Annotated in this window: 21 protein-coding genes and 1 pseudogene; 7 read left to right on the top strand and 15 right to left on the bottom strand. The window is 64.0% G+C overall.

Annotation, left to right across the window (positions count from 1 at the left end):
- Positions 1-196 precede the first annotated feature (196 nt).
- The 4 genes from DQW91_RS14555 to DQW91_RS14540 all read left to right on the top strand — a co-directional run bounded on the left by DQW91_RS14555 (position 197) and on the right by DQW91_RS14540 (position 5,740).
- Positions 197-1,504: a penicillin-binding protein activator gene (locus DQW91_RS14555; RefSeq protein ID WP_112664378.1), complete on the top strand. Its 1,308-nt coding sequence runs from the start codon at positions 197-199 to the stop codon at positions 1,502-1,504.
- A gap of 77 nt (positions 1,505-1,581) precedes the next feature.
- A complete protein-coding gene (locus tag DQW91_RS14550; RefSeq protein WP_112664377.1) occupies positions 1,582-4,332 on the top strand; it encodes a [protein-PII] uridylyltransferase in 2,751 nt (916 codons plus the stop codon).
- A gap of 61 nt (positions 4,333-4,393) precedes the next feature.
- Positions 4,394-4,999, top strand: coding sequence for a nucleotide exchange factor GrpE (grpE, locus tag DQW91_RS14545; RefSeq protein ID WP_112664376.1), 606 nt, complete (start codon positions 4,394-4,396; stop codon positions 4,997-4,999).
- 105 nt (positions 5,000-5,104) lie between these two features.
- A complete protein-coding gene (locus DQW91_RS14540) occupies positions 5,105-5,740 on the top strand; it encodes a trimeric intracellular cation channel family protein (RefSeq protein ID WP_281024041.1) in 636 nt (211 codons plus the stop codon).
- 3 nt (positions 5,741-5,743) lie between these two features.
- On the opposite strand, the gene DQW91_RS14535 is transcribed toward DQW91_RS14540, so the two are convergent.
- From DQW91_RS14535 to DQW91_RS14505, 7 genes are all read right to left on the bottom strand, one after another.
- Positions 5,744-6,682, bottom strand: coding sequence for a hypothetical protein (locus DQW91_RS14535; RefSeq protein WP_112664375.1), 939 nt, complete (start codon positions 6,680-6,682; stop codon positions 5,744-5,746).
- Positions 6,683-6,721: 39 nt separating this feature from the next.
- Entirely contained in the window at positions 6,722-7,342 is a 621-nt protein-coding gene (locus tag DQW91_RS14530) for an alpha-ketoglutarate-dependent dioxygenase AlkB (protein ID WP_112664374.1), read from the bottom strand.
- Positions 7,343-7,393: 51 nt separating this feature from the next.
- Positions 7,394-7,909 (bottom strand): GNAT family N-acetyltransferase, encoded by a 516-nt coding sequence (locus tag DQW91_RS14525; protein WP_157961459.1) that lies wholly within the window; start codon positions 7,907-7,909, stop codon positions 7,394-7,396.
- Positions 7,906-8,526, bottom strand: coding sequence for a 2,3-bisphosphoglycerate-dependent phosphoglycerate mutase (locus tag DQW91_RS14520; protein WP_112664373.1), 621 nt, complete (start codon positions 8,524-8,526; stop codon positions 7,906-7,908). The genes DQW91_RS14525 and DQW91_RS14520 overlap by 4 nt, the downstream gene beginning before the upstream one ends.
- Positions 8,527-8,604: 78 nt before the next feature.
- A complete protein-coding gene (gene dapB, locus DQW91_RS14515; protein ID WP_112664460.1) occupies positions 8,605-9,405 on the bottom strand; it encodes a 4-hydroxy-tetrahydrodipicolinate reductase in 801 nt (266 codons plus the stop codon).
- Between the two features lie 82 nt (positions 9,406-9,487).
- Positions 9,488-9,793: a DUF1330 domain-containing protein gene (locus DQW91_RS14510; RefSeq protein WP_112664372.1), complete on the bottom strand. Its 306-nt coding sequence runs from the start codon at positions 9,791-9,793 to the stop codon at positions 9,488-9,490.
- Complete coding sequence (locus tag DQW91_RS14505; protein ID WP_112664371.1) at positions 9,793-10,083, bottom strand: DUF1330 domain-containing protein; 291 nt, start codon at positions 10,081-10,083, stop codon at positions 9,793-9,795. The genes DQW91_RS14510 and DQW91_RS14505 overlap by 1 nt, the downstream gene beginning before the upstream one ends.
- A 97-nt stretch (positions 10,084-10,180) precedes the next feature.
- On the opposite strand from DQW91_RS14505, the gene DQW91_RS14500 reads away from it, so the two are divergent.
- Positions 10,181-11,152: a hypothetical protein gene (locus DQW91_RS14500; RefSeq protein ID WP_112664370.1), complete on the top strand. Its 972-nt coding sequence runs from the start codon at positions 10,181-10,183 to the stop codon at positions 11,150-11,152.
- Positions 11,153-11,232: 80 nt separating this feature from the next.
- On the opposite strand, the gene pyrF is transcribed toward DQW91_RS14500, so the two are convergent.
- The 7 genes and pseudogenes from pyrF to DQW91_RS14465 all read right to left on the bottom strand — a co-directional run bounded on the left by pyrF (position 11,233) and on the right by DQW91_RS14465 (position 17,704).
- Positions 11,233-11,973: an orotidine-5'-phosphate decarboxylase gene (pyrF, locus tag DQW91_RS14495; RefSeq protein ID WP_112664369.1), complete on the bottom strand. Its 741-nt coding sequence runs from the start codon at positions 11,971-11,973 to the stop codon at positions 11,233-11,235.
- Positions 11,970-12,593, bottom strand: coding sequence for a class I SAM-dependent methyltransferase (locus tag DQW91_RS14490; protein ID WP_112664368.1), 624 nt, complete (start codon positions 12,591-12,593; stop codon positions 11,970-11,972). The genes pyrF and DQW91_RS14490 overlap by 4 nt, the downstream gene beginning before the upstream one ends.
- 64 nt (positions 12,594-12,657) lie before the next feature.
- Positions 12,658-13,800: a molecular chaperone DnaJ gene (gene dnaJ / locus DQW91_RS14485; RefSeq protein ID WP_112664367.1), complete on the bottom strand. Its 1,143-nt coding sequence runs from the start codon at positions 13,798-13,800 to the stop codon at positions 12,658-12,660.
- A 1-nt stretch (position 13,801) separates the two neighbouring features.
- A complete protein-coding gene (locus DQW91_RS14480; protein WP_112664366.1) occupies positions 13,802-13,993 on the bottom strand; it encodes a YdeI/OmpD-associated family protein in 192 nt (63 codons plus the stop codon).
- 87 nt (positions 13,994-14,080) lie between these two features.
- On the bottom strand, positions 14,081-15,994 hold the full coding sequence (dnaK, locus tag DQW91_RS14475; RefSeq protein WP_112664365.1) for a molecular chaperone DnaK: 1,914 nt from the start codon (positions 15,992-15,994) through the stop codon (positions 14,081-14,083).
- Positions 15,995-16,210: 216 nt separating this feature from the next.
- A pseudogene (locus DQW91_RS14470) lies at positions 16,211-17,116 on the bottom strand (methylated-DNA--[protein]-cysteine S-methyltransferase).
- A 69-nt stretch (positions 17,117-17,185) separates the two neighbouring features.
- Positions 17,186-17,704 (bottom strand): DUF2244 domain-containing protein, encoded by a 519-nt coding sequence (locus DQW91_RS14465; protein WP_112664364.1) that lies wholly within the window; start codon positions 17,702-17,704, stop codon positions 17,186-17,188.
- A gap of 21 nt (positions 17,705-17,725) precedes the next feature.
- On the opposite strand from DQW91_RS14465, the gene nth reads away from it, so the two are divergent.
- Positions 17,726-18,442 carry an endonuclease III gene (gene nth / locus DQW91_RS14460; protein ID WP_112664363.1) on the top strand — a complete coding sequence of 239 codons (717 nt, stop codon included), beginning with the start codon at positions 17,726-17,728 and terminating at the stop codon, positions 18,440-18,442.
- Positions 18,443-18,449: 7 nt separating this feature from the next.
- Here nth and DQW91_RS14455 read toward each other — a convergent pair whose 3' ends face one another.
- On the bottom strand, positions 18,450-19,247 hold the full coding sequence (locus tag DQW91_RS14455; protein WP_112664362.1) for an undecaprenyl-diphosphate phosphatase: 798 nt from the start codon (positions 19,245-19,247) through the stop codon (positions 18,450-18,452).
- 144 nt (positions 19,248-19,391) lie between these two features.
- Here DQW91_RS14455 and DQW91_RS14450 point away from each other — a divergent pair, with 144 nt between their 5' ends.
- Positions 19,392-20,084 (top strand): glutathione S-transferase family protein, encoded by a 693-nt coding sequence (locus tag DQW91_RS14450; protein WP_112664458.1) that lies wholly within the window; start codon positions 19,392-19,394, stop codon positions 20,082-20,084.
- Positions 20,085-20,094 lie beyond the last annotated feature (10 nt).

Genomic DNA, 20,094 nt, shown 5'->3' with positions numbered 1-20,094 from the left:
TGAAGGTTTCCGGGACGGGAAGCCTCAAGCATGATCAGAACAAGTGGAAACCTGTTGTTCGCCCGGATCATGAGACGGCCTATTTCGCCGGATCGGGCTTTGGAAACAATATTTACTTTTCCCCGCCACCCTTGTCGGATCCGTAAGATAGACCGCCCGCATGGCTCCACGGCCATGCCGCGCCGGAGAGTGGACGATGGTGCGCATTCGCTTTGACCGACGCTTTGACCGACAGGGCAAAGGCCTGTCGAGCCGTGCCGTGGCCCTTCTGGCGCTGGCGCTTCCCGTGTTTCTCGCCGGATGCATCGGCTCCGGCAGCATGACGCCGCCGCGCCGGGTGGCGAGCGCCCCCGCGCAAGCCGCGCCGCAGCCCGCCTATGGACAACCGGTCGAAGAGGCGATGCCGGGGCAGGCTCCCGCTCCCGTGTATGCAGGCGCGCCGTCGGGGATGAACATCGGCACCGGCAATGTCAGGGTCGCGTTGATCCTGCCCTTTTCCAGCCCCGGTCAGGGGGCCATCGTCGCCCAGAGCATGCGCAACGCCGCGGAGCTCGCCCTTGGCGATTTTCAAGGCTCGGACATCACCCTTCTCGTGAAGGACGATAGAGGCACCCCGGACGGCGCGCGGGAGGCCACGCAGCAGGCTGTCGCCGAGGGGGCGGAACTCATTCTGGGGCCGGTCTTTGCCGGTTCCGTGCAAGGGGCCGGGCAGGTCGCCCGCCAGGCGGGGCGGCCGATGATCGCCTTTTCCACCGATGCCAGCGTCGCCGGACCCGGCATCTATCTCCTGAGCTTCCTCGTGCAGGAGGAGGTCGACCGCATCGTCTCCTATGCCGCGCGGCAGGGGCATCGCTCCATCGCGGCGCTGATTCCGGAAACGACCTACGGCACGGTGGTCGAGGCGCGCTTTCGCGAGACGGCGGCCCGGTCGGGCCTCAGGGTCGTCGCCATCGAGCGTTATCCGGCGGGCCAGCCTCAGGGGGCCGTGCAGCGCATCGCCAACGTTATCGGCGGCGGCGCGCCGCAGGCCGATTCCCTTCTCATTCCCGACAATACCGATGGTCTGAACGCGGTTGCTCGCGCCTTGCAAACGGTCGGCTATGACCCGCAGAGGGTGCGCCCCCTCGGCACAGGCGTCTGGAACGAGGCGCGGGTGTTCGCGCTGCCGCAGTTGCAGGGCGGTTGGTTCGCAGCGCCCGACAGCCGTGGCTTCGAGGCCTTCGCGGGCCGCTACCGCGCGCGCTTCAATACCGATCCGACGCGCCTTGCCACCTTGTCCTACGATGCCGTCACGCTTGCTGCGGCTTTGACGCGCACCCAAGGGTCCCGGCGCTTTGCGGAAGACGTGCTGACGAACCCGGCAGGGTTCGCCGGAGCCGACGGCGTGTTTCGTTTCAAGGCCGACGGCATGAACAACAGGGCTCTTGCCGTGCAGGAAGTCCGCAACGGTGGGGCTGTCGCCGTGAATGCCGCACCCCGCGCTCTTACGGCCTCCGCCTATTGAGGCGGCCCCTGTAAAATCATAGCTTCGCGCCCATGACGATACTAAGCGAGGGCGCAGCTCAGCCCGTCCCCAGGCCCATGTCGAACCAGACCTTTGAGACTGTCTTGCGCGAACTCGGCGACAAGCCCCTTCGCGATGCCGCCACCTTGCGCGCGCGCCTTGTACCGGGGCTCAAGAGCGTTCTGGACGAGGGCCGCGCGGCGGCCGAGCGGCAGTTGATGGAGCGACAGAACGGCCTTGTCTGCGCGCGTCGTCTTTCCGCCCAGATGGATACGCTCGTCGAAGCCATTTATGGCGCGGTCGTTCATCATCTCTATCCGGCCTCGAACCCCTCGACGGAGGAGCGTCTCGCCATCGTCGCGACGGGCGGCTACGGGCGTGGCACGCTCGCGCCGGGTTCCGATGTCGATCTTCTGTTCCTGCTTCCCTACAAGCAGACGGCCTGGAGCGAGAGTGTCGTCGAAGCGATGCTTTACGTGCTGTGGGACCTGAAGCTGAAGGTCGGCCACGCCACCCGCTCGATTGAGGATTGCTTGCGCGAAGGCGCGGCGGATATGACGATCCGCACCTCGCTTCTCGAGGCGCGTTTCCTGTTTGGGGACAAGGCGCTGTTCGACAATATGGTCGAGCGGTTCGACCGCGAGATCGTCGCCGTCTCGGCGGCGGAATTCGTTGACGCGAAACTGAAGGAGCGCGATGCGCGCGTCGCCAAGGCAGGCGCATCGCGCTATCTCGTCGAGCCCAACGTGAAGGACGGCAAGGGCGGGCTTCGCGATCTCAATACGCTCTTCTGGATCGGAAAGTACGTCTATCGCGTGCGCGAGCCGGCGGAGCTGGTGAAGGCGGGGCTGTTTACGCCGGATGAATTCAAGCTCTTTGCGCGATGCGAGGAGTTTTTGTGGCGCGTGCGCTGCCATTTGCATTTCGCCACGGGGCGAGCGGAAGAGCGCCTGACCTTCGATATGCAGCGCGTGCTCGCGGAGCGCCTCGGCTTTACCGGGCGCGCGGGCTTGTCGGCGGTCGAACGCTTCATGAAAGCTTACTTTCGCATCGCCAAGGACGTGGGCGATCTGACGGCCATCGTCTGCGCGGAACTGGAAGCCCGGCAGACCAAGCACAGACCCATGCTCGACCGCGTGCTCGGCCGCTTTCGCCGCCGTCGCGGCGGCGCGCTGGAAGGGCATGATTTCTTCATCGACAACAATCGCATCAATGTGCGCAGCGAGCATGCCTTCGAGCGTGATCCGGTCAACCTGATCCGCCTCTACTGGCTGGCGGACAGGCACAATCTCGCGATCCATCCGGATGCGACGCGTCTTGCCACGCGCTCGTTGAAACTGATCGGGCACAATCTGCGCAACGACAAGGAGGCCAACCGCCTCTTTCTCGACATCCTCACCTCGCGCAATGCGCCGGAGGTCGTTCTGCGGCGCATGAATGAGGCCGGCGTGCTTGGCCGCTTCATTCCCGATTTCGGGCGCATCGTCGCAATGATGCAGTTCAACATGTATCACCACTACACGGTGGACGAGCATCTCCTGCGGTCCATCGGCGTTGTCGCCGAAATCGAGGCTGGGCAACTGGCGGAAGAGCATCCGCTTGCCAACCATGTCGTCGGCACCATCAAGAACCGACGCGCGCTTTATGTCGCCGTGTTGCTGCACGATATCGCCAAGGGCCGTGAAGAGGATCACTCCGAGGCGGGCGCTGTGATCGCGCGCAAACTCGGGCCGCGCTTCGGGCTCGATGCTGCGGAAATCGATACGGTTGCGTGGCTCATCGAGCATCACCTTCTCATGTCGAACACCGCGCAAAGCCGCGATCTTTCGGACCCTGCCACCATCAAGAACTTCGCTGGCGTCGTGCAGACGATGGAGCGGTTGAAGCTTCTTCTCGTCTTGACCATCGCCGACATCAAGGCTGTCGGGCCCGGCGTGTGGACGGGATGGAAAGGCCAGCTTCTGCGCACGCTCTATCAGGAAACGGAAACCGCGCTCGGCGGCGGCGTGGTCGATCTTGCGCGCTCCGAGCGCATCCGCATTGCGCAGGAAAAATTGCGCACTGAACTACCCAACTGGAGTCAGAGCGACTTCGACACGTATGCGGCGCGCCACACGCCGGCCTATTGGCTGCGGGCGGATGAGACGCGGCGCGCCAAGCATGCCCGTTTCGTGCGCGAGGCCGACAAGGTGGGGCGCACGGTCACGACGTCTTACGAGACGGACCAGTTCAGGGGCGTGACGGAACTGACTGTTCTCTCGCCGGATCATCCGCGCCTTCTCGCCATCGTCACCGGGGCCTGCGCGGCGGCGGGCGGCAACATTGTGGATGCGCAGATCTTCACGACGACGGACGGCATGGCGCTCGACACCATCGTGCTCTCCCGCGCCTTCGACCGGGACGAGGACGAACTACGCCGCGCGGGACGTGTCGCGAGCGCCATCGAGAAAGCGCTGAAGGGCGAGGTGAAGATTGCTGATCTCGTTGATACCAAGCGCCCGGCCAAGGAGCGATCAAAGGCGTTCCAGGTGGTGCCCGAGGTTTCCATCGACAACGATCTGTCGAATCGCCAGACCGTCATCGAGGTCTCCGGGCTCGATCGTCCGGGCCTTCTCTACGACCTCACGACGGCTTTGGGAAAACTCAATCTCAACATCGCTTCCGCCCACATCGTCACCTTCGGCGAAAAGGCGGTGGACGTGTTCTATGTGACGGATCTCACCGGAACCAAGGTCAATCACCCGGGCCGGCAGGCCACGGTGCGGCGGGCCCTCATGAAAGTGTTCGAGGGTGAGGAGAAGGAACCCTCCTCGCGCCGCGGCGCTTGATTTGTGAGCCCAAGACCCTGATATGAGGCCAGAACCTTTTCTCATCCCCAGTTGATCGACGATGAAGCCGACCGATACTGACGCCAACCAGACCCCTTCCCAGGAGCCCGCGAACGACGCCGTTCCCGGCGCCGAGCCTTCCGAGCAGCCCACGCACGATCCCATCGCTGCGCTCGAGGCCGAGCGGCAAGACGTCAAGGACAAGCTGCTCCGCACGCTGGCCGAAATGGAAAACCTGCGCCGCCGTACGGAGCGCGAGGTTGCCGATGCCCGGACCTACGGCATGGCTAATTTCGCCCGCGACATGTTGACCGTGGTGGACAATATCCGTCGCGCCATCGAGAGCGTGCCCGCCGAGGCAAAGACCGAAGCGGACGACGCGTTGAAGAGCCTTCTCGACGGCATCGAGCTGACGGAGCGCGATTTCCTCAAGACGCTCGAGCGTCACGGCGTGAAGCAGCTCGACCCGCAGGGCCAGAAATTCGATCCGAATCTCCATCAGGCCATGTTCGAGGTGCCGAATCCGGACGTTCCGTCCGGCACGGTCGTTCAGGTCGTCCAATCCGGCTACGTGATCGGCGAGCGCGTCCTGCGTCCGGCCCTCGTCGGCGTGGCGAAGGGCGGCCCGAAGGCCGCCAACGGCACGGACAGTTCTTCAGTCGCTTAAAGCATGATCAGAACAAGTGGGCACCGGTTGTTCGCCTTGGATCATGCGGCAAACCAAGACATCGGGAGATTGATCGTGTTTCAAAGAAACGGGATCAATCTCTAAGTGTCGTTTCTCAACGCCATTCCCTTCGAGGCCATCGGCGTCGCCGTCTTTGCATTGACGGGGGCCCTGATGGCGGCCCGAAAGGGAATGGACCCGTTCGGCTTTGCCCTTCTCGCCACGGTGACGGGCGTCGGCGGCGGAACCATCCGGGACCTTCTGCTGGGCGAGCCGGTCTTCTGGGTGGGCAAACCGACGGACGTGTTCGTCTGCCTTATCGTCGCGGAAATCGTATTCGCCCTAGGGCCCCAGAGGGTCGCCGCCCTCGAAGGCGGGCGGCGGCGGGGCCTTTTGCTGCTCTGGGCGGATGCCCTCGGCATGGCGCTTTTTACCGTCATGGGCACCGGCAAGGCGCTGGCGGCGGGCGTTCCGTTCATGTCGGCCATCGTGCTCGGCACCATTACTGCAACGTTCGGCGGCATCATTCGGGATATTCTCGCCGCGACGACGCCTCTGGTGCTGAAGAAGGACATCTACGTCACGGCGGCGGCGCTCGGCAGTGGCGTCATGGTCGGCTTGCAGGGGCTGGGGCTCGATCCTTTCCTTGCATCCGCCACGGGCGCCTGCGCCGCCTTTGGTCTGCGCGCGCTCGCCCTGCTCAGGGGTTGGTCGCTGCCATCCTTTCCGAGCCGGGACTGATCTTCACTCGTTGACCTCGACGCTGTCGATGATGTGCCGGAAGCGCGGCAGGTCACGGTCACGGCTGTCAGCCCGGGTCATGGCGACCATGCGCACGTAACGGTCAGGGTCAAAGCGAATCGTCTGCATCACCACAATCGCCTCGCCCGAGACGGCCTCGTTCGCCTTGGCGACGATCTCGTGCCATTCCTGCCCCTTGAGGCGGAAGGTATCTGCGCGCTCGATGGTCACGTTCTTGAGAATCTGATTCGAGCTCAGCGCGGCGCGGGCAAACTGCTCCCTGCGCTCGCCGACCGGGGGCGGGGCGCTGAGGGACGTCGCCAGAATCACGATCGGCTGTTCGATGGCCGCAATGTTGTCCTTGGGCCCCTCGGTGAACAGAACGGAATTGCCCGAGAGCACGCGAACCGGCCTGAATCCGCCGCGATCCCCGATGCGGAAGGGCAGGGCGGACAACTGCTCCTCGATGGAGACGGGGCCGCGTAAGGAAACGCTCTTCAGGGCCTTGAGCATCTGTGCGTCGGTGTAACCTTCGCCATCGCCCTGGATCTGCGCGACGAGCAGGGCGGTCATGCCCTGATCTTTGAGGGCGAGAAGCCATTTGCGCCCACCTGCGCCGCCAAGGAGATTACCGGTGATGAGGATGCCGGAGCGACCGTCGAGCTTCACGCTTTCGCGCCCGGTGACATTCATGCCCTGACGCTTCAAGGCATCATTGGTGAGGCCCGCGACGAGCTGCGGATAAGCCTCCGGCGGCATTTCGACGAAGCTGATGCCGGCGGCGCGGTCGGGATTCTCGAACCCGCTGAATCGCTTGGAGGGCTGCATCTCCTGTGGCGGCACGATGCCGATGCGGGATGCGGGAGGGAAAACGGCGTCGGCCGCGATTGCCGCCTGCAGGGAAACAACCAATCCGAAGGCCGCGAAAACAAGACGCCTCATTGCCCAAGCCCCTCATACAGACGCACGTTTCATAAAACTCTAGAGTGCCTGTCTCACCTTGCGCAAGGTGAGATTGAGGCGCCCTCCCTGCGGCAACAGATCGGACGTGCCGGGCAAGATCCGGTCGATGCCGTGAAAAATCAGCCGGGAGGGGCCGCCGAACACGATGGCGTCTCCCGATTTCAGCTTGATCGAGCGGGTCGGGTCCTTCCGGTCGAGGCTGCCATAGCGGAAGAGTCCGGTCTCCCCGAGGGAGAGCGAGACGACAGGGGCCTCGAATTCCTCCTCGTCCCGGTCCTGATGTAATCCCATGCGAGCGGAAGGCTCATAGAAATTGATGAGGCAGGCATCGGGCGGCTGCGGATAGCCGCTCAGGTCCTGCCAAGCCTTGAGCACCTGATCCGGCATCACGGGCCAGGGCTGACCTGTCTCGGGGTGCGTCGGCTGGTAGCGATAACCGTCGATGTCCGACACCCAGCCGAGCCGCCCGCAATTGGTCATGCGGACGGAGAAAGGCTTTCCCGTGCGCGGCATGCGCGGCGAAAAGAGTGGCGCGGCGCGTGTGACGTCACGCACCGCGTCGAGCAGCCGCTGCTGCGCGAGGCGGTCGAGATAATCGGGATGGTAGGTCAGGCCGGGGGCGAGGGTGATCGCGGTCATGGTCACGCCGATATGGCGCTCTGCGCAGAGGTTGTCATCCCGGCACGACGATCAGGGCACTTTCCAGAAAACTGTCGTGTCGCAGAAGCTGCCATCGGGAAACAGCGCGTAATTCGGGATGATGCCGGACTTCGTCCAACCGAGCTTGGCGTAGAGCTGCTCGGCGTTCGAGCCGGTCACCGTGTCGAGAGTGAGAAGCGTGAGGCTCCGGCGTCGCGCTTCCTCTTCGAGCGCGGTCAGCAAGTGGCTTGCGAGGCCCTGCTTGCGTGCGCGGCGATGAACGAGAAGCTTTTTCACATCGCCACGATGAGGCTGGTTCGGCGGCGTGTCGAGACCGAGCTGCACGGTGCCGCTCAGAACGCCGTCCACGTAAGCGGCGAAGAGCACCGTGTCGCCGGCGGCGATCTTCTCGATTACGCCGCCCCACCAGCGATGCGCCTCCTCGACAGGGTAGGGCCACATGAAACCGACCGACGCACCGCCCGCGACGCAATCGGCGAGCGTCTCGGCAAGCTGTGCGCGGTCGGCCTGCGTGGCCTTCGCGTCGAGAAGGCGGATATCGATCACGCGGTGAGAACCTTTTTGTCCTCGACAGTGGTGTCGGCCTTGAGGCGGTAGACGAGCGGCACGCCGGTGGCGAGTTCCATCGAGGGGATCGTGTCCGCGCTCAGGCGGTCGAGCACCATCACGAGGGCGCGCAGGGAGTTGCCGTGCGCGGCCACGAGAACGCGCTCGCCACGCATCACGCGAGGCAGGATCTCGCTCACGTAGTAGGGAAGCACGCGGGCGACGGTGTCCTTCAGGCTCTCGCCGCCGGGAGGCGGAACGTCATAGGAGCGGCGCCACACATGGACCTGCTCCTCGCCCCACTTGGCGCGGGCGTCGTCCTTGTTGAGGCCCGACAGGTCGCCGTAGTCGCGCTCGTTCAGCGCCTGCTCTTTGATGACGGCGAGGTCCGGCTGGCCGATCTCTTCCAGGATCAGCTGGCAGGTGCGCTGCGCACGCGAAAGCGCGGACGTGTAGGCCACGTCGAACTGGATGCCGAGCGCCTTCAGGCGGCGTCCCGCCGCGCGGGCTTCCTCCACGCCGAGATCGGTCAGGCCAGGGTCCTTCCAGCCGGTGAACAGGTTCTTGAGGTTCCAGTCGCTCTGGCCGTGGCGGGCAAGGACGAGAAGGCGGTTCATGGCAGGCGGCTCCGGTTGGAGGTTATCGGCGACAAGGCGAATAGCGAATGGCGGCTATGAGGGCAAGGATTCAGGGTGCTATTCCAACCCGAGCACGTCCGCCATGCTGTAGTAGCCGGGCTTCTTGTCGAAGGCCCAGAGCGCGGCGCGCACCGCGCCACGGGCGAAGATGCTGCGGTCCTCGGCGCGATGAGAGAGTTCGAGACGCTCGCCGGCCCCCGCGAACATCACCGTGTGATCGCCGACAACCGTGCCGCCGCGAAGGGTGGCAAAGCCGATGTCGCCCGCCTTGCGCGCGCCGGTATGGCCGTCGCGCATGCGCACCGAATGCTCCTTGAGGGAGACGTTGCGCCCCTGCGCTGCCGCCTCTCCCAGAAGGAGCGCGGTGCCGGAGGGCGCGTCTACCTTCATGCGGTGGTGCATTTCGAGAATCTCGATATCGAAATCGTCGCCGAGGGTCGCGGCGACCTTGCGGACGAGCCCCGCGAGAAGATTAACTCCGAGCGACATGTTGCCCGACTGGACGATGCGCGCATGGCGTGCGGCGGCTTCGAGCTTTTCGAAATCCTCGTCCTGAAGGCCTGTGGTGCCGATGACATGGACGATGCGCGCCTGCGCGGCCAGCGCCGCGTAAGTCCGCGTGGCGGCAGGGGCGGTGAAATCGAGAATGCCGTCGGCCTGCGCGAAAACGGGCAGGGGATCGTCCGTCACATTGACTTCGAGAAGGCCGATCCCGGCGAGAATGCCGGCATCGTGGCCGAGATGCGCGGATCCCTCGCGCGCGATTGCGCCGACGAGACGGCAGCCCTCGGTTTCCGCGATAGCCTTGATGAGCATGCGGCCCATGCGTCCGCCCGCGCCGACGACCGCCAGTCGCATTTCGCTCATGCTTCTCTCCTGTCTTTCGCAAATCCCCTCCCCACAGGGGAGGAGAGAACACCGCACTTGTCGATGTCAGTCCTTATCCCGGCTGCGGGCCGTCATATCCTTCGATAACGATGATGTCGGCCACGGCATGGCCGTACCGTTCGGCCTTCGCCGCCTTGTATTCGGGGGAGTGCCAGCAGGCGAGCGCCTGTTCGTAGGAGGGAAATTCGATCACCACGTTGCGCGCGCGGCTTTCCCCTTCCACCGTCTCGAAAGCGCCGCCGCGCACCAGAAAGCGCGCGCCGTATTTCGAGAACGCGGCGGCGTTCGCCGCGACGTAGTTCTTGTAGGCCTCGGGGTTGCTGACGTCGACGCGGCCGATCCAGTAGCCCTTGGCCATCACTCGGCGCCTTCGACGAGGACGAATTCCGCGATGCATGCGCCGTCGCGCTTGGCCTTGGCGGCCTGGTATTCCGGCGAGTGATAGTAGCGGCGGGCTGCTTCCATCGATTCGAACTCGATCACGACGTTGCGCGGGCGCGCCTCGCCCTCCAGCGCCTCATAAGCGCCGCCGCGGGCCAGAGGACGTCCGCCATATTGCTTGATCGCTGCCGTCGCCCCCTTGGCATACTCGGCATAGGCCTCGGGGTTGGTGACGGTGACGCGGGCGATGACAAAGGCCTTGGGCATAGGGCTCTCCTCGGTCAGCAAAAAACAGGCCGGTCCTGTCATGCTGCTGTGATGGTCGCAACTTATCGAAATTTTCGTCCCAACAAAGGATTTTTCGATGCTCAGGACTCTCAAGGCGGCCTGCCTCGGCCTTCTCGCGCTCACGACCCAAAGCCTCGCGGCAGGGCCGAATGCGTTCGACTTCGTCGCCCTCGGCGACATGCCCTACAACCTGCCGAAGGATTACGAGAAGTTCGACCGCCTGATCGCGACGATCAACAAGTCGGGCCCGGCCTTCTCGCTCCATATCGGCGACATCAAGTCGGGCTCCTCGCAGTGCTCGAACGAGAATTTCCAGAAGGTGTTCGATCAATTCGCGACCTTCGAGGGGCCGCTTGTCTATACGCCCGGCGATAACGAGTGGACCGATTGCCATCGCGAGGCCGCCGGCAAGTTCGACCCGCTGGAGCGCCTCTCCGTCGTCCGTTCGATGTTCTATCCCAAGCCCGGCCAGTCCCTCGGCCGCAAGCCGATGCCGGTTGAAAGCCAGGCGCTGGTGATGCCCGAGCACAAGACCTTCGTCGAGAATGTCCGTTTCGAGAAGAATGGCGTGATGTTCGTCACGCTGCATGTGGTCGGCTCGAACAACAATTTCGAACCGCTCAATCCGAAATCGGCGATGGAATATTTCGAGCGCGACAAGGCCAACATCGCCTGGCTCGACGACAGCGTGAAGCGCGCGGCGGAGCGCGGCGTGAAGGCGATGGTCATCGGTTTCCAGGCGAACCCTTACGACATCCGCCAGAAGACAGGCGGCCTGCCCGTCGCCTCGGCCTTCGCCAACACCTTGAAGGGAATCGAACGCGCCGCGAAGACCCTCAACCGTCCGCTCCTCGTGATCGAGGGCGATGAGCACACCTTTGAATACGTTCCGCTGCTCAACAGCGAGTTCAAGCCGATCCCGAACGCGATGCGTCTTCAGGTCATGGGTGCGGATCAGGTGCAGGCGGTGCGCGTCACCGTCGATCCGGACGATCCGGCGGTGTTCGGCGTGACGCCGCTCCTCGTGCGCGAGAACCTGTCGAACTGATTTGACGACATGACACGAACCGGAGCGGTCGCAAAATCGTTCCGGTTTTTATTTGCCCTGGCAGCGGTTTTGAAAAAAACTCAGGCGAGCGCCGCCGCCATCTCCTTGACGATGGCTTGTGCTGCCGCGCGCGGGTCGGCGGCCTTCACGATGGGGCGCGCCACGACGAGATGGCTTGCACCCGCGCGGATGGCGTCTCCCGGCGTAACGATGCGTTTCTGGTCATCAGCCGAGGAACCGGCAGGGCGGATGCCCGGTGTCACGATGGCGAGGTTCGGGCCGACGATGGCGCGCACCTTCGCGGCCTCCGTTGCCGCGCACACGATGCCGTCGATGCCGAGATCCCGCGCCTGGCCCGCCCGCTTTGCGACGAGCTCATCCGTCGAAACGGGGGCATAGCCCGCCTCGACGAGATCCTGATCCGAATAGGACGTGAGAACAGTGACCGCGAGGATCTTGAGGTTCGAGCCCGCCTTGCCGGCGACCGCTGCGCTCATGGTCTGCGGATAGGCGTGGACGGTGAGAAACGTTGCGCCGAGTTTCGCGACGGAGCGTACGCCCTCCTCGACGGTGTTGCCGATGTCATGGAGCTTGAGGTCCATGAAGACCTTCTTGCCCTCGGCGATCAATTCCCTCGCGATCTCGAAGCCGCCTGCATAAGCGAGCTGGTAGCCGATCTTGTAGAACGTTCCCGCATCGCCGATGCGCTTGACGATGGCGCGCGCCTCATCGGGGGAGGGAACATCGAGGCCGATAATGAGTCTGTCGCGAACATCCCCTACCGGAATGGAATCCGAGGAAAGGGGCATCGCGTCACTCATGGGGTCGTCGCCTTGTTGTAGACCCACACGCGGGCCGGAGGGAGATTGCGCCAGATCCGGTTGGAGGCGCGGGTGCGGTAGAAGGGCGAGCGCGCCGGAATCGGCGGCACGACCGCATACGTGAACTGGATGAAGGGCGCGTCCGGATGCATCAGGGACTGCGCCGTCTCGAGAAGGCCGGTGCGCTGTTCCATGGGTTTGGTGAAGAGCGGGAGGCTCGACACCGTCGCTGCCGCAGGCTCGCTCAGCACGCCGGCGAGGGTCTCATTGAGATCGTAGGCATCGCCCTGAATGATCGTCGCCCGCGGGAAGCGGCGCTTCAGGAGCTGGCAGAATTCCGGGTTGAATTCCACGAGGATCAGGCGCTCCTGCGCCACCCCGCGCCGCACCAGGGCATCGGTCACCGGCCCGGTGCCGGGGCCAAGCTCCAGAATCGGTCCCGGCAGGCGGGTATCCACGAAGGAGGCCATCGTCCGGGCCAGAACCTTGCCGGAGGGCGTGACCGCCCCGATCACCAGAGGCCGTTCAAGCCAGGAGCGCAGGAAACGGGCTTCGTCCTGAAAACGATCCTTGCTGAGAGGATGCTTTCGCGGCGTCGGTCTCTGAAACGACTGAAGCACTTTTTGAACCTCTTGCGGGCGGATCGCGGTCACTCTTTAGAACTCAATAAAAACGACCGTCAAGTTAACCGGGTCCACCAAGACCATCGATAAATTCCCGAACGCGGGTGAAGAAACCCGAACTTTCGGGGTGTGTGTCCTTCGAGCACTCCTGCTCGAACTCCGTCAGAAGCTCGCGTTGGCGCTTCGTGAGCTTTTGCGGTGTCTCAACGACGACCTGGATATAGAGGTCGCCCACATCGCGGGAGCGCAGAACCGGCATGCCCTTGCCCTTCAGGCGGAACTGCTTACCCGACTGGGTGCCTTCCGGAACCTTCACCTTCGCGTCGCTGCCGTCGATATTGGGCACGGTGAACTCGCCGCCGAGGGAGGCCGCCACCATCGAGATCGGCACGCGGCAGAACAGGTCCGCCCCATCGCGCTGGAAGAACTCGTGCGGCTTGATCGACAGGAAGATGTAAAGATCGCCCGAAGGCCCGCCGCGAAGGCCGGCCTCGCCCTCGCCGGAGAGGCGGATGCGGGTGCCTTCCTCGACGCCTGCCGGAATGTTGACCGAGAGCGTGCGCTCCCGCGTTACCCGGCCCGCCCCGTGGCAGTTGCCGCATGGATCGTCGATGACCTCGCCGCGTCCGTGACAGTTCGGGCAGGTGCGCTCGATGGAGAAGAAGCCCTGCTGCGCGCGAACCCGCCCCGCGCCGCCACAGGTCGGGCAGGGCTTGGGCTTCGAACCTGCCTTCGCGCCGGTGCCGGAGCAGACGTCGCAGGTGATCGCGGTCGGGATCTTGAGCTCGGCGGTCTTGCCCTTGAAGGCTTCCTCGAGAGAGATTTCGAGGTTGTAACGCATGTCGGCGCCACGTTCGCGCCCGCCCGTGCTGCGTCCACCACGGCCGCGCCCGTCGCCGAAGAAATTCTCGAAAATGTCCGACATGAAGTCGGAGAAATCGTTGCCGAAGCCCGGCCCGCCGGGCCCGCCGCCGCCATTGGCGAAGGCCTCATGGCCGTAACGGTCGTAGGCCGCCCGCTTCTGGCCGTCCGAGAGCGTCTGGTACGCCTCGTTGATTTCCTTGAACTTGACCTCGGCTTCGTGATTCCCGGGGTTGCGGTCCGGGTGATGCTGCATCGCGAGCTTGCGGAAGGCGGATTTCAACTCCACCTCCGTCACGGTTTTCGAAACCCCGAGAACTTCATAATAGTCGCGTTTGGACATTTCAGGCGCCCTTGGGAGCGGCGAGCCGCTCCATCATGCCGCCGGTCCGTTTCTGACGCGTTTCCGGCTTTTTCGCCTCCTCGGCCCAGCGCAGATATTCGCGCTGGTGGGACGGCGACAGCTTTTCGAAAACGCGTGTCGCATCGCCATTCCTGGCGAGAGCATCACGGATATCCGGCGGTAGTTCAGACATTTATGGGCCTTCCAGCTCGTCTTGTGAAAACGGCACCCGGCGGATCATCAACCGGGTGCCGAACTCTCAAGACGCGGTCATGAGACTTTAAGCCCGCTTTTTCTTGTCGTCCTCGTCGACTTCCTGGAAGTCGGCGTCGATGACATCGTCCTTCTTCTCGGCACCGGCGGCGGCTTCCTCGCCGCCCTCGGCGGCCTGCGTCGCCTGGTACATGGCTTCGCCGAGCTTCATGGAGGCCTGCATCAGGTCCGTCGTGCGGGCCTTGATGGTCTCGGCGTCCTCGCCGGCGAGCGCCTGCTTGAGCGCGTCGATGGCGGTCGAGATGCCCTGCTTGTCGCCCTCGCTCACCTTGTCGCCATACTCGGTCAGCGACTTTTCGGTGGCGTGAATCAGGCTCTCGCCCTGGTTCCTGGCTTCCACCAGCTCGCGGCGCTGCTTGTCCTCGGCGGCATGGGCCTCGGCGTCCTTGACCATCTTGTCGATGTCGGCTTCCGAGAGACCGCCTGAGGCCTGGATGCGGATCTGGTGTTCCTTGGCCGTGGCCTTGTCCTTCGCCGTGACGTTGACGATGCCGTTGGCGTCGATGTCGAAGGTCACCTCGATCTGCGGCACGCCGCGCGGGGCCGGCGGAATGCCGACGAGGTCGAACTGGCCGAGGAGCTTGTTGTCCGCCGCCATTTCACGCTCGCCCTGGAAGACGCGGATGGTCACCGCGTTCTGGTTGTCATCGGCGGTCGAGAAAACCTGGCTCTTCTTGGTCGGGATCGTGGTGTTGCGGTCGATCAGGCGCGTGAACACGCCGCCGAGCGTCTCGATGCCGAGGGAGAGCGGGGTCACGTCGAGAAGCAGAACGTCCTTCACGTCGCCCTGCAGAACGCCCGCCTGGATCGCCGCGCCGATAGCGACGACTTCATCCGGGTTGACGCCCTTATGAGGCTCCTTGCCGAAGAACGACTTCACGACTTCCTGGATCTTCGGCATGCGGGTCATGCCGCCGACGAGAACCACTTCGTCGATCTCACCGGCCGAGACGCCGGCGTCCTTCAGCGCCTTGCGGCACGGCTCGATGGTCTTCTGCACGAGGTCGTCCACAAGCTGCTCGAACTTGGCGCGCGAGAGCTTGAGGGCGAGGTGCTTCGGACCGGAGGCATCCGCCGTGATGTAAGGCAGGTTGATTTCGGTCTGGCTCGCCGAGGACAGCTCGATCTTCGCCTTTTCCGCAGCCTCTTTCAGGCGCTGGAGGGCGAGCTTGTCCTTGGTCAGGTCGATGCCCTGCTCCTTCTTGAACTCGGCCGCGAGGTATTCGACGAGGCGCATGTCGAAATCTTCACCGCCGAGGAAGGTGTCGCCGTTCGTCGACTTCACCTCGAACACGCCGTCGCCGATCTCGAGGATCGACACGTCGAAGGTGCCGCCGCCGAGGTCATAGACCGCGATCGTGCCGTGCTGCTTCTTCTCGAGGCCGTAAGCGAGCGCCGCCGCCGTCGGCTCGTTGATGATGCGCAGCACTTCAAGGCCGGCGATCTTGCCGGCGTCCTTGGTGGCCTGGCGCTGGGCGTCGTTGAAGTAGGCGGGAACCGTGATGACGGCCTGCGTCACCGTCTGGCCGAGATAGGCCTCCGCGGTTTCCTTCATCTTCTGCAGGGTGAAGGCGGAGATCTGGGACGGCGAAAATTGCTTGTCGTCAGCCTTGACCCAAGCGTCGCCGTTCTGGCCCTTGACGATATCGTAGGGGACGAGACCCATGTCCTTCTTGGTCATCGGGTCGTCGAAAGTGCGCCCGATCAGGCGCTTGATGGCGAAAAACGTGCGCGACGGGTTCGTGACCGCCTGGCGCTTGGCCGGCTGGCCGACGAGACGCTCGCCGTCGTCCGTGAAGGCGACGATGGACGGGGTCGTGCGTGCGCCTTCCGCGTTTTCAATGACTTTGGGCTGCGCGCCTTCCATAACGGCGACGCAGGAGTTGGTGGTGCCGAGGTCGATACCAATGACCTTTCCCATGGCGGGATCCCTCACTTTCAAGCAGACCGCCGAGCCCCGAAGCAGCTCGGCCCATGGCTGTGGTTGAACGAATGACAGGGCTCTGCCGGAAACCCGGCCCGAACCCTGCCTACGGCGCTGATATAAGAAGGCGCCGCGAGGGCCGCAAGTCGAAGGTGCGACGTTGTTTGCGGTAAAAGCCGAGCCTGTGAGAAACCGCCGGGAATCGCCCGATCGTCAGGTCGCGGTCTGCCCCGCCTCCCAGCCCAGGATCGCCTGCTTGCGGGTGAGGCCCCAATGGTAGCCGGTCAGGGCCCCCGAGCGTCCGAGCACGCGATGGCAGGGGACGACGAAGGAGATCGGGTTCTTGCCGACAGCCGCCCCGACCGCCCGGGCGGCGGAGGGCTTGCCGATGTGCCGGGCGATATCGGAATAGGTTGTCGCCTTGTCGCGGGGAATGCGAAGCAGGGTCTGCCAGACCCGGACCTCGAAATCCGTGCCGATGAGAACGACCTTCAGGGGCTGCTCCTCCTACCAGCGATGGGGGTCGAAAATGCGTCGGGCGAGGGGGGCCGTTGCGGCGGCATCCTCGACATAAGTCGCCTTCGGCCAGCGCCGGGTCAGATCCTCCAGCGCAGCGTGCCGGTTGCCCTTGTCCACGAAGCCGAGGCCGGCGAGCCCCCGGTCGGTGGCCACCAGAACCGCTTCCCCGAAGGGGGAGGGGTGGAAGCCGTAGCGCATGGTGAGCCCTGCGCCACCCACTTTGTAGTCCCCCGGCGTCATGGCCTCGTGCGTCACGAAAAGGTCGTGCAGGCGCGCGGGGCCGGACAAGCCGACCTCATAAGTGGTTTCGAGAACGCTGGCGGAGGAGGTCAGCATCGCCTTGGCGTTGTCGAGGGTGATCGCCTGCAGGAAGGCCTTGGGCGACAGGCCCGACCAGCGGCGGAAAAGGTGGTGCACATGGGTCGTCGAGACGCCGACATGCTCCGCGATGGCCTCCAGGGAGGGCTGCTCGCGCCAGTGTTCGGAGATATAGGCGATAATGTCCCGGACGCGCTCGTAATCCGCCACCGGCCCCTCTGGGGTCTCGACGGCTGACGGCTCGATGGTGATGTCTCGCAGGGCGCTCAACATGGCATTCATCCTCTGTTGGGAGACACATTAGCCTCCCTCTCGCGAGGCCGACACCCGATTCCTGCGGCCCGTCCCGCTTCAATAGCCCCGTTTGACGTCAGCCAGAGCCCGCCCGAAAGCTTCGGCGAAAGTCTCCCGCTCCGGAGGAGAGAGTTCGTGGGCGATGACGACGCTCTGGCCGCGTGACGTCAGAGCGAGCTGCATGAGGCCAAACTCCTCGTCCTCCGCCCGGGCGAGGCGCGTCCAGAGCGGGTTGAAGGACCATTCCCGCGCTTCTCCGCGATGGGAGACCTTGCGCAGCAGGATACGCACCGGCGTCAGCACGACTTCCTCGAAGGCCCGTCCGTGCTGGTCGTTGATGCGAAGAGCGAGATAAAGCCCGAGAAAGTCGAGGCCGAAAAAGCCGACCACGGGCCAGAAGCCGAGAATGACGAAGGGAAGGCTCGCGACGATGGAGGTGATGCACATGAGCGCCATCACGACACGGAAGCCCTTGGGGCCCAGCGACCGGTGCGGGCGGATGGTGGCCGCGAAGATGGGTTTCTCGAACCGCTCGGCCTGATCCGTTGCTGCGTTGGCTGCTTTGCCGTTTTCCATGCCGGGGATTATAACGCGCTCATGTCCGATCTGAAGCCGTCATCCCGCCGCAAGGCCACGAAGGCCACTGCGCCCGCCAAGAAACCCGCCCGTCAGCCGAAGCCGGTCGACAAGGCGACGGTTCTCGAAATCTTTCGTCGGTTTGAGGCGGCCAATCCGCACCCGGAAGGCGAGCTGGAATACGTCAATCCATATACGCTGCTCGTCGCGGTGCTGCTCTCCGCGCAATCAACCGACGTGGGGGTCAACAAGGCGACGCGGCAGCTTTTCCCCATTGCCGACACGCCGCAGAAGATGCTGGCGCTCGGCGAGGAGAGCGTGCGCGAACGCATCAGGACGCTCAACTATTTCAACACCAAGGCGAAGAACGTCATCGCCATGTCGAGGCGGCTGGTGGAGGATTTCGGCGGCGCGGTGCCGCGCACGATGGAAGAGCTGACTAGTCTTCCCGGCGTTGGGCAGAAGACCGCGAGCGTCGTCATGAACATCGCGTTCCACATTCCGCATATCGCCGTCGACACGCACATCTTCCGCGTCGCCAACCGCATTCCGCTCGTCAACACGAAGACGCCGCTGGAGACGCAGGAACCGCTCGAGAAGCTGGTTCCCGGTGAGTTCAAGCTCCATGCCCACCACTGGCTGATTTTGCACGGGCGCTATGTGTGCAAGGCGCGCACGCCGGAATGCGCGCGCTGCCTCATCAACGACCTGTGCCGCTATCCGGCCAAGACGATCTGACGACTTTTCAACCGAAGACGAGAAGTCCTGCGAGGCCAGCCGACCCGACCACGATGCGCCACCACGCGAACGGCATGAAGCCGTGGCGCGAGATGTAGTTGAGAAACGTCTTCACCACGAGAAGCGCCGACAGGAAGGCGGCGATGAAGCCGACGAAGATCAGCCCGAAATCGTCCGCCGAGAGGTTCTTGTAGTTCTTCAAAAGGTCATAGGCGAAGGCGCCCGCCATCGTCGGCATGGCGAGGAAGAACGAGAACTCGGCGGCCGAGCGCTTGTCAGCCCCCATCAACATCGCGCCGACGATGGTCGCGCCGGAGCGGGAGACGCCGGGGATCATCGCAAGGCACTGCATAAAGCCGATCTTCACATACATCGGCAGCGGGAACCGGGTGGCGTCGGTCTGCGTCGGCACGAGCGGGAGGCTGTCGATCAGGAGAAGCACGAAGCCGCCCGCGATCAGCGTCATGCAGACGATCCAGGGGTTGAACAAAACGTCCTTGATGAAGCCGTGCAGGGCAGCGCCGATGAGGGCGGCGGGGAGGAAGGCGACGAAAACTCCGAGCACGAATCGCTGCGCGTCCTTGTCGTAGGGCAGGGCCCTGGCGATGGCGAGCAGCCTCTGGAAATAGACCAGGAGGATCGCGAGAATCGCGCCGAGCTGGATCAGGACCTCGAAGGTCTTGCCTGTCGACTCAAAGCCCAGGAAATGGCCGACGAGCAGGAGGTGCCCGGTCGAAGAAACGGGCAGGAACTCGGTCAGCCCCTCGATTATGCCGAGGAAAAGCGCTTCGAACAGTTGCAACATGCTTGAAAATCCTCAGCAACGCGTCGACAGCATGGGAACTGCCGTTTGTCTGCGTTGCGGACATGAGATTCACCAAATTTCCTTACCGACCGTTAATCGAGCGCGGCCTTATTGTCGCCGTCTGTTTCGCGTCTGACACGCTTCATGCCAATCTTTCATCATTACCCTTTTTGCCCGCGGTCGCGGTTCGTGCGCCTGGTCCTGTCCGAGCTTGGTCTTGAGCCCGAGAATGTCGAGGAAAAGCCGTGGGAACGGCGGATTCCATTCCTTGAGGTGAACCCGGCGGGTCACTTGCCCGTGCTTGTCGAGGACAACGGCCTCGCCGTCCCCGGGGCGGGGGTGATCGCCGCATATCTTGACGATATGCGGGGCGAAAGCCTCGGCGAGCACCGCTTTTTGCCGCAGAACGCCACCGAGCGCGTGGAAGTTCGCCGCCTGACGGATTGGTTTCTGAACAAGTTCCACGATGAGGTGTCGGAATACCTCGTCACGGAAAAGATCTACAAGCGCTTCATGCCCTCCGAACTCGGCGGCGGGCCGCCCGACATGAACGCGATTCGCGCCGCGCGGAACAATGTGCGATACCACCTCAAATATATCAGCTATCTGATCTCAGGTCGGAACTGGCTCGCGGGCGACCGGCTCACTTATGCGGATCTTGCCGCGGCAGCCCATCTCTCGATCATCGATTATCTCGGCGACGTTCCATGGGAAGAGGACGAAACAGCGAAGCATTGGTACGCCAGGATCAAGTCCCGGCCGTCCTTTCGCGCGCTCCTGTCGGACCGGGTCGCGGGGATGGCGCCGGCGGATCACTACGACGACCTGGACTTCTGACGGGCGAGGG

Origin of the sequence: Microvirga flavescens (assembly GCF_003290125.1) — a bacterium.
In the GTDB taxonomy this organism is placed as follows: Bacteria; Pseudomonadota; Alphaproteobacteria; order Rhizobiales; family Beijerinckiaceae; genus Microvirga; species Microvirga flavescens.
The sequence above is the reverse complement of the archived record's forward strand: the minus strand, read 5'-3'. Positions and strand labels throughout refer to the sequence as shown.